Annotated in this window: 13 protein-coding genes and 1 pseudogene; 11 read left to right on the top strand and 3 right to left on the bottom strand. The window is 63.7% G+C overall.

The features are described 5' to 3' along the window. Nucleotides 1–37: 37 nt before the first annotated feature. Nucleotides 38–301 (bottom strand): DUF1344 domain-containing protein, encoded by a 264-nt coding sequence (locus NKH80_RS04550; RefSeq protein ID WP_023716902.1) that lies wholly within the window; start codon nucleotides 299–301, stop codon nucleotides 38–40. A gap of 275 nt (nucleotides 302–576) precedes the next feature. On the opposite strand from NKH80_RS04550, the gene aroC reads away from it, so the two are divergent. Beyond that, on the top strand, nucleotides 577–1,677 hold the full coding sequence (gene aroC, locus NKH80_RS04545; RefSeq protein WP_352989915.1) for a chorismate synthase: 1,101 nt from the start codon (nucleotides 577–579) through the stop codon (nucleotides 1,675–1,677). 109 nt (nucleotides 1,678–1,786) lie between these two features. Beyond that, a complete protein-coding gene (gene ribB, locus NKH80_RS04540) occupies nucleotides 1,787–2,887 on the top strand; it encodes a 3,4-dihydroxy-2-butanone-4-phosphate synthase (protein WP_352737069.1) in 1,101 nt (366 codons plus the stop codon). Nucleotides 2,888–2,946: 59 nt separating this feature from the next. Here the strand turns inward: ribB and NKH80_RS04535 are convergent, their stop codons facing one another. After that, nucleotides 2,947–4,170, bottom strand: coding sequence for an MFS transporter (locus NKH80_RS04535; RefSeq protein ID WP_352989912.1), 1,224 nt, complete (start codon nucleotides 4,168–4,170; stop codon nucleotides 2,947–2,949). 118 nt (nucleotides 4,171–4,288) lie between these two features. Between NKH80_RS04535 and NKH80_RS04530 the strand changes: the two genes are divergently transcribed. The 6 genes from NKH80_RS04530 (at nucleotide 4,289) to dxs (ending at nucleotide 9,557) form a co-directional block, all read left to right on the top strand. Continuing rightward, on the top strand, nucleotides 4,289–4,942 hold the full coding sequence (locus NKH80_RS04530) for a TetR/AcrR family transcriptional regulator (RefSeq protein WP_352505223.1): 654 nt from the start codon (nucleotides 4,289–4,291) through the stop codon (nucleotides 4,940–4,942). A 132-nt stretch (nucleotides 4,943–5,074) separates the two neighbouring features. Then, nucleotides 5,075–6,001, top strand: coding sequence for a histone deacetylase family protein (locus tag NKH80_RS04525; protein WP_352476662.1), 927 nt, complete (start codon nucleotides 5,075–5,077; stop codon nucleotides 5,999–6,001). Between the two features lie 3 nt (nucleotides 6,002–6,004). Next, nucleotides 6,005–6,256, top strand: a complete 252-nt coding sequence (locus NKH80_RS04520) for an exodeoxyribonuclease VII small subunit (RefSeq protein ID WP_031211056.1) — start codon at nucleotides 6,005–6,007, stop codon at nucleotides 6,254–6,256. Between the two features lie 109 nt (nucleotides 6,257–6,365). Beyond that, nucleotides 6,366–6,632 carry a DUF2277 domain-containing protein gene (locus tag NKH80_RS04515; protein ID WP_023716908.1) on the top strand — a complete coding sequence of 89 codons (267 nt, stop codon included), beginning with the start codon at nucleotides 6,366–6,368 and terminating at the stop codon, nucleotides 6,630–6,632. 9 nt (nucleotides 6,633–6,641) lie between these two features. Next, a complete protein-coding gene (locus NKH80_RS04510; protein WP_352989909.1) occupies nucleotides 6,642–7,562 on the top strand; it encodes a pirin family protein in 921 nt (306 codons plus the stop codon). 81 nt (nucleotides 7,563–7,643) lie between these two features. Continuing rightward, nucleotides 7,644–9,557 (top strand): 1-deoxy-D-xylulose-5-phosphate synthase, encoded by a 1,914-nt coding sequence (gene dxs / locus NKH80_RS04505; RefSeq protein ID WP_352476664.1) that lies wholly within the window; start codon nucleotides 7,644–7,646, stop codon nucleotides 9,555–9,557. Nucleotides 9,558–9,801: 244 nt separating this feature from the next. Here the strand turns inward: dxs and NKH80_RS04500 are convergent, their stop codons facing one another. Further along, complete coding sequence (locus NKH80_RS04500; RefSeq protein WP_352505221.1) at nucleotides 9,802–10,203, bottom strand: GFA family protein; 402 nt, start codon at nucleotides 10,201–10,203, stop codon at nucleotides 9,802–9,804. A gap of 174 nt (nucleotides 10,204–10,377) precedes the next feature. Here NKH80_RS04500 and NKH80_RS04495 point away from each other — a divergent pair, with 174 nt between their 5' ends. From NKH80_RS04495 to NKH80_RS04485, 3 genes and pseudogenes are all read left to right on the top strand, one after another. Then, nucleotides 10,378–11,157 (top strand): TlyA family RNA methyltransferase, encoded by a 780-nt coding sequence (locus NKH80_RS04495; protein WP_352505219.1) that lies wholly within the window; start codon nucleotides 10,378–10,380, stop codon nucleotides 11,155–11,157. After that, nucleotides 11,154–12,395: a class I SAM-dependent RNA methyltransferase gene (locus NKH80_RS04490; protein WP_352505218.1), complete on the top strand. Its 1,242-nt coding sequence runs from the start codon at nucleotides 11,154–11,156 to the stop codon at nucleotides 12,393–12,395. Before NKH80_RS04495 ends, NKH80_RS04490 begins: the two co-directional genes overlap by 4 nt. A 98-nt stretch (nucleotides 12,396–12,493) precedes the next feature. Then, a pseudogene (locus tag NKH80_RS04485) lies at nucleotides 12,494–12,830 on the top strand (antitoxin Xre/MbcA/ParS toxin-binding domain-containing protein). The last annotated feature ends 36 nt before the right edge of the window (nucleotides 12,831–12,866 follow it).

Here is a 12,866-nt window from a genome sequence, read left to right as displayed (position 1 = left end):
TCAGGTCGGGCCGGCCTCAGCTGAATATCGACGCGCCCTATTCCGTCGATCCGGTGTCCGGCAGTTCCATATCGGTGACGACATTCTCGCCATTCGTCACGTCATAGGCGAGGACGATGTCCATGCCTGGCTTCAGCGCATCGAGGTCGGTTTCGGCGTTCAGCTTGTAGGACTTGCCGTCGTCCAGCGTCAGCGTCAGCGCATCCTTGTCGACCTTCTTGATCAGGCCTTCGGTCTGGCCGGCGAAGGCGGCGGTGGAGATCAACAGCGTGGCGGCAACAGCGCCAATCAGGATACGCATCATCGTCCTCTTTAATCATTGCCGGTACAGCGGCTCGGTCCAACGGAACGGAACTGAGCAGAAACCAATCGAATGTGTCAAAACTAAATCCGCCGGATCACAGTTTGACCACTGTGGAAAACGCCAATAGAAGGCAGGCGACAGCGCCGCGCGTCCTCCTGGACGCGCAAGGAACGCTGTAGCACTTTTGATTTTGTGCATGATCCTTTCCGAAAATCGCTCCGATTTTCGGGGTTATGCGCTAGGCCGGCTCCGACGCCGGCAGGGCTGGTTCCATGTCGCACAACACGTTCGGCCATCTTTTCCGCGTCACCACCTGGGGCGAAAGCCACGGGCCGGCGTTGGGCTGCGTCGTCGACGGCTGTCCGCCAGGCATCCGCTTCACTCGCGACGAGATCCAGGCCGAACTCGACAAGCGCCGCCCCGGCCAGTCACGTTTTGTGACGCAACGTCGCGAACCGGATGAGGTGAAGGTCCTGTCCGGCTTCGTCCTCGATGAGGACGGCGAGACGATGATCACGACCGGCACGCCGGTGTCGATGCTGATCGAGAATGTCGACCAGCGCTCGAAGGATTATGGCGACATCGCCCGCCAGTTCCGGCCGGGCCATGCCGATTACACGTACGAGGTCAAATACGGTCTGCGCGACTACCGCGGCGGCGGCCGCTCCTCGGCGCGTGAGACGGCGGCGCGGGTGGCGGCCGGAGCGCTTGCCCGCAAGGTCGTGCCCGGCATGGTGGTGCGCGGCGCGCTGGTGTCCATGGGCGATAAATCGATCGATCGCGCCAATTGGAACTGGAATTTCGTCGGCGACGCCGAAAACCCGTTCTTCACGCCCGATCCGGCGTCCGTCGCCGTCTTCACCAAATATCTGGACGGCATCCGCAAGGCGGGCTCCTCGGTTGGTGCGGTCATCGAGATCGTCGCCGACGGCGTTCCGGCGGGGCTTGGCGCGCCGATCTATGCCAAGCTCGACCAGGACATCGCCGCCGGCCTGATGTCGATCAACGCCGTCAAGGGTGTCGAGATCGGCAACGGTTTCGAGGCCGCCCGCATCACCGGCGAGGAGAATGCCGATGAGATGCGCATGGGCAATGACGGCAAGCCGGTCTTCCTGTCCAACAATGCCGGCGGCATCCTCGGCGGCATCTCGACCGGCCAGGCGATCGTCGCGCGTTTCGCCGTCAAGCCGACCTCGTCGATCCTGACGCCGCGAAAGTCGATCGACAAGGACGGTAACGACGTCGAGATCATGACCAAGGGCCGGCACGATCCGTGCGTCGGCATCCGCGCCGTACCGATCGGCGAGGCGATGGTTGCCTGCGCCATTGCCGATCATTATCTGCGTCATCGGGGACAAACGGGAAGGGAGTAGGGAGTAGAGTAGGGGAGCAGGTTACGCAGCTCCCACGACAGCATTTTTTCCTTTTCTCTACTCCCGTACTGCCCTACTCCCCTAGTCCCTGCGAGCGAAGCGAGCACTTATGCCTTACGACCAGAAGAAGATCGTCGAAGCCCTGCGCGCCTTCGAGCGCGGCGAGATCGTCGTCGTTATGGACGATGACGGCCGCGAGAACGAGGGCGACCTGATCGTAGCCGCCGTTCATTGCACGGCGGAAAAGATGGCGTTCATCGTTCGCAACACGTCGGGTATCGTCTGCACGCCGATGCCGCGCGAGGAAGCCAAGCGGCTCAACCTGTCGCCGATGGTCGCCGACAATGATTCGGCCCACACCACCGCCTTTACCGTCAGCGTCGATTTCAAGCACGGCACCACGACGGGCATTTCAGCGGACGACCGCACACTGACGGTGCGCAATCTCGCCAACGGCAATGTCGGCGCCTCCGATTTCGTCCGGCCCGGCCACATCTTTCCGCTGATCGCGCGCGAAGGCGGCGTGCTGATGCGTTCGGGCCATACCGAGGCCGCTGTCGACCTCTGCAAGCTCGCCGGCCTGCCGCCGGTCGGCGTCATTTCCGAGCTGGTCAACGATGACGGCACCGTCATGCGTGGGCCGCAGGTGCAGGCCTTCGCCGAAAAGCACGGGTTGAAGCAGATCTCGGTTGCCGACCTCATCGCCTACCGGCAGCGCAAGGAAACGCTGGTCGAGCGTGTCGCCTGTTCCGACATTGAGACGGCAGGCGGCAAGGCACAGGTCTTCACCTACACGCTGCCCTGGGATTCGATGCATCATGTAGCGATCGTCTTCGGCGACATCCGCGACGGCGAGGAGGTGCCGGTGCGCCTTCATTCCGAGGACGTGGTCAGCGACGTGTTCGGCACCAGCCACAGACTGGACGCCATCATGAAGACGATGGGCGAGCGTAAGCGCGGCGTCATCGTCTATCTGCGCGAAGGCTCAGTCGGCGTCGCCCATCAGGAGCGCAAGCGCCCGGCTGCCGGCGACCGCGAGGATCACGAAGAGGCTCGCCGCCGCGAAAACGAATGGCGCGAGATCGGCCTCGGCGCGCAAATCCTCAAGGATCTCGGAATTTCCTCGATAAATCTGATCGCCTCGCGCGAGCGCCATTATGTCGGCCTCGAAGGTTTTGGCATCCACATCGCCAAGACCGAGATTCTTTAGGCCATTCTCACGGTGCTGGTATGCGTCCGGCCCCGGCTCGGGGCCGGACGCACCGGAAACTATTCCGCAGCGACCGCGGCTGCGTCGCATGCCGCCATGTCGCAGTTCGGCGCGGCAAGGCTGCGCTGGCCGGCGAGCACGATGACCAGCGCGATTGTGCCCGATGCCACCGATACCCAGAACCCGTTCTGCGCGCCGAAAGCGTCCACCACCCAGCCGGCGGCGAACGAGCCGAGCGCCATGCCGATGCCGATGCCGGTCATCACCCAGGTCACGCCTTCGGTCAGCACCGCCTCGGGCACGCGCCGTTCGATCAGGCCGAATGCCGTGATGAAGGTCGGCGAAATCGCCACGCCGCTGACGAAGACGGCCAGTGCCAGCAGCGGCACGGTGTCGGCGACGAGCAGCGGCAGCGTGGTGAGCGCAATGATGGCGATTGCGATGGCAAGCTGAATCTGCAGCGGCACTTTCAGGTTCAGGGCGCCGATGACGATGCCGACGACGAACGATCCGAGCGCGTAGACGCCGATGACGAAGCTGGCGGCGCCCGGCTGGCCAAGCTCCTTGGTGATCGCCACGGTGCTCACCTCCGTGGTGGCGAAGGTCGCGCCGATGAAGATCAGGGCCAAGGTGATGATCTGGACCGGCCGCAGGCGGATTGCCGAGCCGCCCGAACCGTGTTCCACCGGTCGCGCTCGCGGTTCGGTCGAGCGCTGCAGGATGAAGGCCGTCGAACCGAAGGCCAGGAACAATGTGCTCGCGAGCACTCCCGCTTCCGGGAAAAGCGCGACACTCAGTCCGACCGACAGCGATGCGCCGGCGATGTAGACCAGTTCGTCCGCCGCCGACTCGAAGGCGAACGCCGTGTTCAACTCGGGGCGGTTGCGGAAGATTTCGGTCCAGCGTGCGCGCACCATTGCCGGGATGCTGGGCATGACGGCGGCGAGCAGCGCCGAGACGAATAGCGTCCATATCGGCCAATGCTGATTGGTCGCTGCAATCAGGATCGCGAAGGCGAGCGCGGAAATCATGGTGGTCGGCACCACAATCCGCGTCTGGCCGAGGCGGTCCACCAGTCGCGATACCTGCGGGGCGACGAAAGCGTTGGCCAGCGCATATGTCGCGGAAACGGCACCGGCCAGCCAGTATTGGCCATCGGTCTGCGACAGCATTGCGACGATCCCGATCGGAGCCATGGCCATCGGCAGCCGGGCAACGAACCCGGCGGCAGCAAAGCCCTTGGCGCCCGGCGCGCGAAAGATCTGGGAATAGGGATTTTGCATGGTCTGGCTCCTCGACAACGGCCGGTTCGGCGATTACATACGTAGCGTATGAGTTTAAATAGATCATACGTGGCGTATGTCAATTGGCATGCGAAGCGTATGTTAATAGGGCCAGTGCATGCACAAACCACGCAAGGAGATGATTGCCGAGACCCGCGCCAAACTGATTGCCGCGGCGCGCCAGGCCTTCGGCACGCTCGGCTATGCCGAAGCCTCGATGGATAACTTCACGGCATCGGCCGGGCTGACGCGCGGTGCGCTCTATCATCACTTCGGCGACAAGAAGGGCCTGCTCCAGGCGGTTATCGCCGAGATCGACGCCGAAATGGCAGCCCGGCTGAAGGTCGTTTCGGCCAAGCCGGACAATCTCTGGCAGGGCTTTGTCGACGAATGCACCGCCTATATCGAGATGGCGCTGGAGCCGGAGATCCAGCGTATCGTGCTTCGCGACGGGCCGGCGGTGCTCGGCGATCCATCGCAATGGCCAAGCCAGAGCACATGCATCCGCTCGATGACAGAGAGCCTGCAAAGACTGAGCGACGAGGGGACAATTCTCGCCGTCGATCCCGAAGCCGCGGCAAGGCTGGTCAGCGGCGCCTCGCTGCATGCGGCGCAGTGGATCGCAAATTCGAACGATCCCGAAGCGACGTCGAAGAAGGCAGTGAAGGCGTTCAAGGTTCTTCTGGAGGGGCTGCTCAATCGCACCGGCAGGCTGCATCAACCTGATCGACCGTCAGCGATGCAGCCCGAGGTTGACCGATCACCGGCCTGAGATCATCTTTTCGCCAATCCCAGGCGGCTCGCGGTGGGCTCGGCCGACGCCGGTTGCCTAAACCCTGTTGAACATCGCGTCACCAGCGCGCGAAAACATGGCCAAAGCGGTAAGGCGCGCCTATATCGGGGCATGGTCACGAGACTTTACACGCATCCGATTTTCCTCGAGCACATAACACCGCCCGGTCATCCGGAGCGGCCGGACCGTCTGCGCGCCATAGAGCGTGTGCTTGACGACGAGGCCTTCGCGGCGCTCGATCGCGTCCAGGCGCCTGAAGGCGACGAGGCAACCATTCTCTACGCGCATCCGCCCGAATTCGTCGAACGTGTCCGTGCAGCGATACCGGACACCGGCATCGCCCGTATCGACGCCGATACCACCGCCAGCCCGAAGAGCTGGCAGGCTGCCGTGACCGCGATCGGAGCTGCCAACGCCGCGGTCGATGACGTCTTCACCGGCCGTGCCGAGAACGTCTTCGTCGCCGCACGGCCGCCCGGCCATCATGCCGAAAAGACCACCTCCATGGGTTTTTGCCTGTTCAACACCGCGGCGATCGCGGCACGCTACGCGCAGAAGAACCATGGCGCCGGCCGTGTCGCCGTCGTCGACTGGGATGTGCATCACGGCAACGGCACGCAGGACATCTTCTGGGACGATCCGTCGGTGCTCTATTGCTCGACACACCAGATGCCGCTTTACCCGGGAACCGGCGCCGCGAGCGAAACCGGCGCCGGCAACATCGTCAACGCGCCGCTGGCGCCGCAGAGCGGCAGCGATGTTTTCCGTGACGCCTTTCTGTCACGCATCCTGCCGGCGCTCGACAATTTTGCGCCCGATCTCATCATCATCTCCGCCGGTTTCGACGCCCACCACCGCGATCCGCTGGCCGAGATCAACCTGACCGAGGATGATTTCGACTGGGCGACCGGCCAGTTGCTCGAACGAGCCGGGCGCCATAGCCGCAACCGGCTCGTCAGCGTTCTCGAGGGCGGCTACGATCTGCAGGGATTGGCATTTTCGGTCGCCGCCCATGTCGGGCGGCTGATGAAGGGATAGATGATGGCTGGTGAGACCAACGAGGACGTCAAGGCGATGAGCTTCGAGCAGGCGCTCGAGGCGCTGGAACGGATCGTCGACGATCTGGAGCGCGGCGACGTGCCGCTCGACCAGTCGATCCGCATTTACGAGCGCGGCGAGGCGCTGAAGGCGCATTGCGACCGGCTGCTGAAAGCGGCCGAGGACAAGGTCGAGAAAATCAGGCTGTCGCGTGACGGCAAGCCGGTGGGGACAGAGCCGCTGGATGCGGACTGAGGCGCGGCCTCGAACGACGATTGTGCTTACCGGCTTTGGACATCATCACGATTGAGGGTAAAACTCATCCCGTTTGAAGCGGCTCCAGGACGAGAGGAGATTGCGAACGATGTGCAGAAACATCAAAACCCTGTTCAATTTCGATCCCCCGGCAACCAATGACGAGGTCCGCGATGCCGCACTTCAGTTTGTCCGCAAGCTGAGCGGAACGACACGGCCGTCGAAACAGAACCAGCATGCGTTCGACCATGCCGTCGAGGCCATTGCCGCCTCGGCGCGTGAATTGCTCGACAGCCTCGAGACGACGCAGCATCCGCGCAATCGCGAAGAGGTGGCGGCCAAGGCGAAGGCCAAATCTGCACTTCGCTTCGCCTGAGGGGACCGCGTGAGCTTCTTTCCCGGAAACGATCCGCAGATGGGCGATGCCTTCGCCAGCGATCAGATCGAACTGATGGTCATTCCGAATGCCAAGGACATCGGCGGATTTCAGGTTCGCCGCGCCTTGCCGACGGCCAGGCGCCGGCTGGTCGGACCCTTCATCTTCTTCGACCGCATGGGTCCAGGCGTTCTGCGGGCCGGCCAGGCGCTCGACGTGCGCCCGCATCCGCATATCGGCCTGTCGACGGTGACTTACCTGTTCGACGGCAAGATCAGGCACCGCGATTCGCTCGGCACCGAGATGGTGATCCAGCCCGGCGACGTGAATTTGATGACCGCCGGCCGCGGCATCGTCCATTCGGAGCGCACGCCGGAAGAACTGCGCGGCTTGCCGATGTCGGTTTCCGGCCTGCAGACATGGCTGGCGCTGCCGGACGGCAAGGAAGAGGTCGCGCCGGTCTTCGAAAACACCGCGGCCCTGCGCCTGCCCGAAATCGATGCAGAGGGTGTCAGCGGCCGTATCGTCATCGGTGCATTGTCCGGGCTGCGCTCCCCGGTCGCCACCGCTTCGGACACGCTCTATGCCGATCTCAGGTTGGCGCCGGGTGCCAGCGTGAAGATCCCGGCCGACGCCGAGGAGCGCGCCATCTATACGCTGGCAGGCGAGGTTTCGATATCCGGTGACCGCTTCCCGGCCGAGCGGCTGCTGGTTTTCCGGCCCGGCGATGAGATCGTTGTTTCATCGGAGGGCGGCGCCCATTTCATGCTGTTTGGCGGCGCTTCGCTCGGTTCGAAACGTTATATCTGGTGGAATTTCGTATCGTCCTCAAAGGAACGCATCGAGCAGGCGAAAGAAGAATGGAAGACGGGCCGCTTCGATATCGTTCCTGGAGACGAGCAAGAGTTCATCCCGCTGCCCGAAAGCTGATGCGCGTTACCGCCACATTTACATTCGCCGGCCAGCGGCATATTTCACGATGAACAGAAAATCTGACCAGGCTCGCAAACAGTGAACGCAAAGCCCGATACGCCGCTTCTCGACAAGGTCCGCGTCCCAGCCGATTTGCGCACGCTTGCCGAAGCCGACCTGCCGCAGCTGGCGTCAGAGCTTCGCGCCGAACTGATCGACGTCGTTTCCCACACCGGCGGCCATCTCGGCGCCGGCCTCGGCGTGGTCGAACTGACTGTCGCGCTGCACTACGTCTTCAACACGCCGGACGACCGGCTGATCTGGGACGTCGGCCACCAGGCCTATCCGCACAAGATCCTGACCGGCCGCCGCGACCGCATCCGCACGCTGCGGCAGGAGGGCGGCCTGTCCGGCTTCACGCGTCGCGTCGAGAGCGAATACGATCCGTTTGGCGCAGCCCACTCCTCAACCTCGATTTCAGCCGGCCTCGGCATGGCGATGGCGCGCGATCTGTCCGATGGCCGCAACAATGTCATTGCCGTCATCGGCGACGGCGCCATGTCGGCCGGCATGGCCTACGAGGCGATGAACAATGCCGGCGCACTCGATGCCCGGCTGATCGTCATCTTGAACGACAACGACATGTCGATCGCCCCGCCGACCGGTGCGATGAGCGCCTATCTGGCGCGGCTCGCCTCAGGCAAGACCTATCTTGGGTTGCGCGATTTCGGCAAGAAGCTGACGTCCTATCTTGGCGAGCGCGCCGATCGCGCCATCAAGCGCGCGGTCGAGCACGCGCGCGGTTACGTCACCGGCGGCACGCTGTTCGAGGAGATGGGTTTCTACCACATCGGTCCGATCGACGGTCACAACCTCGAGCACCTGATCCCGGTGCTGAAGAACGTCCGCGACAATGCCGACGGCCCGGTGCTGATCCATGTCGTGACCCAGAAGGGCAAGGGCTACGCCCCGGCCGAGGCCGCGGCCGACAAATATCATGGCGTCAACAAATTCGACGTCATCACCGGCGCCCAGGCCAAGGCGCCCGCCAATGCGCCGAGCTATACGAAGGTGTTTGCCGAAAGTCTGATCCAGGAGGCCCGAGAGGACGACCGCATCGTCGCCATCACCGCCGCCATGCCGAACGGCACCGGGCTTGACCTGTTCGGCGAAGCGTTTCCGGCGAGGACCTTCGATGTCGGCATCGCCGAGCAGCATGCGGTTACCTTCGCCGCCGGCCTTGCCACGGAAGGCTTCAAGCCTTTCGCCGCGATCTACTCGACCTTTCTCCAGCGCGCCTACGACCAGGTCGTCCACGACGTGGCGATCCAGAAATTGCCGGTGCGCTTTCCGATCGACCGCGCCGGCTTCGTCGGCGCCGATGGTGCCACCCATTGCGGCGCCTTCGACACGACCTTCCTGGCGACGCTGCCCGGTTTCGTCGTCATGGCCGCGGCCGATGAGGCCGAGCTGCGCCACATGGTACGCACCGCTGCAAGCTTCGATGACGGCCCGATCGCCTTCCGCTACCCGCGCGGCAACGGCGTTGGCGTCGAGATGCCGCAACGAGGCTCGGTATTGGAGATCGGCAAGGGCCGGATCGTCAGGGAAGGCACCAAGGTTGCGCTGCTTTCCTTCGGCACCAGGCTGCAGGATTGCCTTGCCGCGGCCGAGGAGCTTGGCGCGGCCGGGCTTTCGACCACGGTCGCCGATGCCCGTTTTGCCAAGCCGCTCGACGAGGACCTGATCCGGCGGCTGGCCCGTTCGCACGAGATCCTGGTGACGGTGGAAGAGGGCGCGGTCGGCGGCTTCGCCAGCCATGTGCTGCAGTTCCTGGCCCATGAAGGGCTGCTGGAGAGCGGCTTGAAGGTGCGCCCGCTCGTGCTGCCCGACGCCTTCGTCGACCATGCCAAGCCGGAAAAGATGTATGCCGATGCCGGGCTGGACAGCGCCGGCATCGTGCGCACTGTGTTCGTGGCGTTGGGGCATACCGCGCAGGCCCAGCGCGCCTAGTTTTTAGACGCATGTCCCGCGACGCCGAAGCGATTCAACTTGGCTGCAAGATGCCGGTCTGAATCAAAATCTCAACTGCTTGAATCAAATTGCCGGCGAACAGTCGTAACGTGCTGTTTACGCTGCTGGTTTCCGGCCGCGCACGCAGGTGTCCGGCGACAGCAGCGACGGTCTGACGCCGGCCGTCGAACGGCGGGTTTCGCGGAAGATATTCTAAAGCATGATCCCGAAGAGACTCTAGAAACTAGAACCACATATCCCGCACGCAGCGACCATCTCTCGGCAAATCCTCGAATGTATCGAGACCATCGAAATGGTCGATCGGGAGATCGGCGACGGCCTCGGGCGGCGCAAGCCTCACATTGACGGCGATGCGGTAGCGCCCAGCCGCATCGGGACGCAAACCGCGCCAGGCCAGGACGCAAGCGCACGTTGGACAGAAGAGAATCTCAAGTGAAGGATGAGCCTTTCCGACGCGACTATAGGCGCTTACGGGCCCGGCAAGGCGGATGCGTTCGTCGATATAGTCGTAAGCCCAGAGCGTGCCGTAGCGGCGGCAAAGTGTGCAGTTGCAGGCAGTGACCGAACCGGGATCGCCCTCCAGGGTCCAGCGGGCGGCACCGCAGTGGCAGGTTCCCGTCAGCATTTCCTCCTCCGCGTTTCGACCACAAAACGGCATCTCGTTCTTAGCATTGCGTCGCGCCTGGCGCGAGGTTCGACTGGTAGCGGAGCGGCTTGATGCGTTCACCGCTTTTCCAGCCATGCCTTGTCTCATCGCCAATATCCTTGCCATCATCGTTGGCATTCGCCATGAAGGCCGATGACTTCCCTTCCGCCAGCCAGCATACGCCAGAGGCTCGACGAATTGCTCGTCCACCGCGGCCTGTTTGCCAGCCGCTCGCGTGCCCGCGATGCCGTGGCGCGCGGCACCGTGACGGTCGATGGCATCGTCGCCCGCAAGCCAAGCCAGGCCGTTCTGCCTGAGTGCAACATCGTCGTTGACGATCCGGCGCAAGGTTACGTGTCGCGCGCCGCACTGAAGCTGAAGGCTGGTCTCGACCATTTCGGCCTCGACCCCACCGGCAGCGAAGCCCTCGATGTCGGCGCCTCGACCGGCGGCTTCACGCAGGTGCTGCTCGAACGCGGCGCGGCGCATGTCACGGCGATCGATGTCGGGCACGGCCAGATGCACTCCGATGTTGCCGGCGATCCGCGCGTGACGGTAATTGAAGGCCTGAATGCGCGCGAACTGTCGGCAGCCGATCTCGGCGGCCGTGTGCCGGATTTCATCGTCTCGGACGTCAGCTTCATCTCGCTGAAACTGGCGCTGCCGCCGGCGCTTGCCTTGGCCGGGAACGGCGCAAAGGCTGTGTTTCTGGTCAAGCCGCAGTTCGAGGCCGGCCGCGAGGCGATCGGCAAGGGCGGCCTGTTGAAGGACCCCTATGATGCGGCGCGCATTGCCGGCCTGATGCAGGACTGGCTCGATGCCATTCCCGGCTGGCGCTCGCTGGGGCTGCATCTGTCGCCGATAGAAGGCGGCGACGGCAACCGCGAGTTCCTACTCGGCGGCATCAAGGACGTCGAGACCCAGAAGCGATGAGCACCCGTTTCACGATCGCAAGGTTGGGCTCGCAGGGCGACGGCATCGCCGAGACGGAAACCGGCGAGGTTTTCATTCCGTTCGCGCTGCCGGGAGAGGTCGTCACCGCCGCGCGGGAGAAAGATCGCGCCACCTTGATGTCGGTCCTTGAGGCTTCGCCGTTGCGGGTCGATCCGCCGTGCCGGCATTTCGGCGCATGCGGCGGCTGCGCCGTCCAGCATCTCGAGACTGAAGCCTACCACCGGTGGAAGCGCGAAAAGGTCGTGCATGCGCTGAAGAGCAAGGGCATCGCTTGCGATGTCGGCGCGCCGGTGCCGTGCGCGCCGCACACGCGCCGCCGCGTCGTCTTCACCGCCCGGCGGAGCGAGGCGGGAATGCAGTTCGGTTTCGTTCGCGCGCTGTCATCCGAGATCATTTCGATCGAGGAATGCCCCATCTCGCTGCCGCAGATCGTCGCTGCGCTCGACCGTTTGAGGATGCTTGCCGGACTGATCTGCGCCACGACCAAATCGTTCCACATGGCGGTGACGGTGACCGGTTCCGGCCTCGATGTCGCGGTTCACGATTCCGGCAAGCTCGGCGAGAACCAGCGCCGCGTCGCGTCCAACTTCGTCGTGGCCGAGGGGCTAGCCAGGCTGTCGATCGACGGCGAGATCATTATCGAACCAAAGAAACCGGTCGTCCTGTTTGATGGCGTCGCCGTCGCAGTGCCTCCGGGCGCTTTCCTGCAGGCAACCGAGGCTGCCGAACAGGCGATGGCCAACATTGTCGGCCAGCATTTCGCGCGCGCCAAAAAGGTCGCCGATCTCTTCGCCGGCTGCGGCAGCTTCGCGCTGCGCCTGGCCGCAAGATCGGAGGTTCACGCGGTGGAAGGCGATGCGGCAGCACTCGCGGCGCTCGACCGGGCATTCCGTTTCGCCAGCGGCCTGAAGCGGGTGACCGGCGAACGTCGCGACCTGTTCCGGAGGCCGCTCACATTCAAGGAGTTGAATGCCTTTGACGGCGTAGTCTTCGACCCGCCCCGCGCCGGCGCCGAGGACCAGTCGAAGCAGATCGCGCGCTCCGACGTGCCGCTGGTCGCCGCGGTGTCCTGCAATCCGGCAACGCTGGCGCGGGATCTTCGCATCCTCCTCGATGGCGGTTACGCCCTGAAGAGCGTAACCCCGATCGACCAGTTCCTGTGGTCGCCACATGTCGAGGCAGTGGCATTGCTGGAGAAGCCCAAGAGAAGGCGCTAGCAGCATTTATCGGGCGTGAAATGCGCACTAAAAAAGCGCATTTGAGCGTACGCCGGTCAAATATTCTAGGAAATTTATAATGAGCCAAAGCCTTTGATATTTCGGCATCGCGCTGCGGCGAGGAGCGGACGCCGTTTCTCTCGTCGAAGCGGATGGCTGAACTGCTCGGGAACTGGCGGGCCTGAGCGGCATCGCCCGCGACACGTTTGCCGCTAAGACCGGAGCGCGCAAGGTCGACGCCGCATTGAGCCCCATCATTCGTATTCTGGCGACGGCCGGCGAGATGACCGGCGATCAAGTGCGTGCAGCGATCTGGTTCAAACATCAGCCGATCCCGGCTGGGTGGGAAAGACCGCCTATGATCTGGTTCGCGAAGGCAAGACGGATAAGGTTCTCGCTTACCTGCAGGCCGCTCGTTCCGGTATCTATGCCTGAACGGTCGCCTTCATGCCAGGCTGGGTGGCCATAAAC

The organism is Mesorhizobium sp. M0904 (genome assembly GCF_040319475.1).
Taxonomy (GTDB): domain Bacteria; phylum Pseudomonadota; class Alphaproteobacteria; order Rhizobiales; family Rhizobiaceae; genus Mesorhizobium.
The sequence above is the reverse complement of the archived record's forward strand: the minus strand, read 5'-3'. Positions and strand labels throughout refer to the sequence as shown.

Bases quoted from the DNA above. Each gene is read 5' to 3' on its own strand.
- NKH80_RS04550 (WP_023716902.1), bottom strand. From the start codon at position 301: ATGCGTATCCTGATTGGCGCTGTTGCCGCCACGCTGTTGATCTCCACC.
- aroC (WP_352989915.1), top strand. From the start codon at position 577: ATGTCGCACAACACGTTCGGCCATCTTTTCCGCGTCACCACCTGGGGC.
- ribB (WP_352737069.1), top strand. From the start codon at position 1,787: ATGCCTTACGACCAGAAGAAGATCGTCGAAGCCCTGCGCGCCTTCGAG.
- NKH80_RS04535 (WP_352989912.1), bottom strand. From the start codon at position 4,170: ATGCAAAATCCCTATTCCCAGATCTTTCGCGCGCCGGGCGCCAAGGGC.
- NKH80_RS04530 (WP_352505223.1), top strand. From the start codon at position 4,289: ATGCACAAACCACGCAAGGAGATGATTGCCGAGACCCGCGCCAAACTG.
- NKH80_RS04525 (WP_352476662.1), top strand. From the start codon at position 5,075: ATGGTCACGAGACTTTACACGCATCCGATTTTCCTCGAGCACATAACA.
- NKH80_RS04520 (WP_031211056.1), top strand. From the start codon at position 6,005: ATGGCTGGTGAGACCAACGAGGACGTCAAGGCGATGAGCTTCGAGCAG.
- NKH80_RS04515 (WP_023716908.1), top strand. From the start codon at position 6,366: ATGTGCAGAAACATCAAAACCCTGTTCAATTTCGATCCCCCGGCAACC.
- NKH80_RS04500 (WP_352505221.1), bottom strand. From the start codon at position 10,203: ATGCTGACGGGAACCTGCCACTGCGGTGCCGCCCGCTGGACCCTGGAG.
- NKH80_RS04495 (WP_352505219.1), top strand. From the start codon at position 10,378: ATGACTTCCCTTCCGCCAGCCAGCATACGCCAGAGGCTCGACGAATTG.
- NKH80_RS04490 (WP_352505218.1), top strand. From the start codon at position 11,154: ATGAGCACCCGTTTCACGATCGCAAGGTTGGGCTCGCAGGGCGACGGC.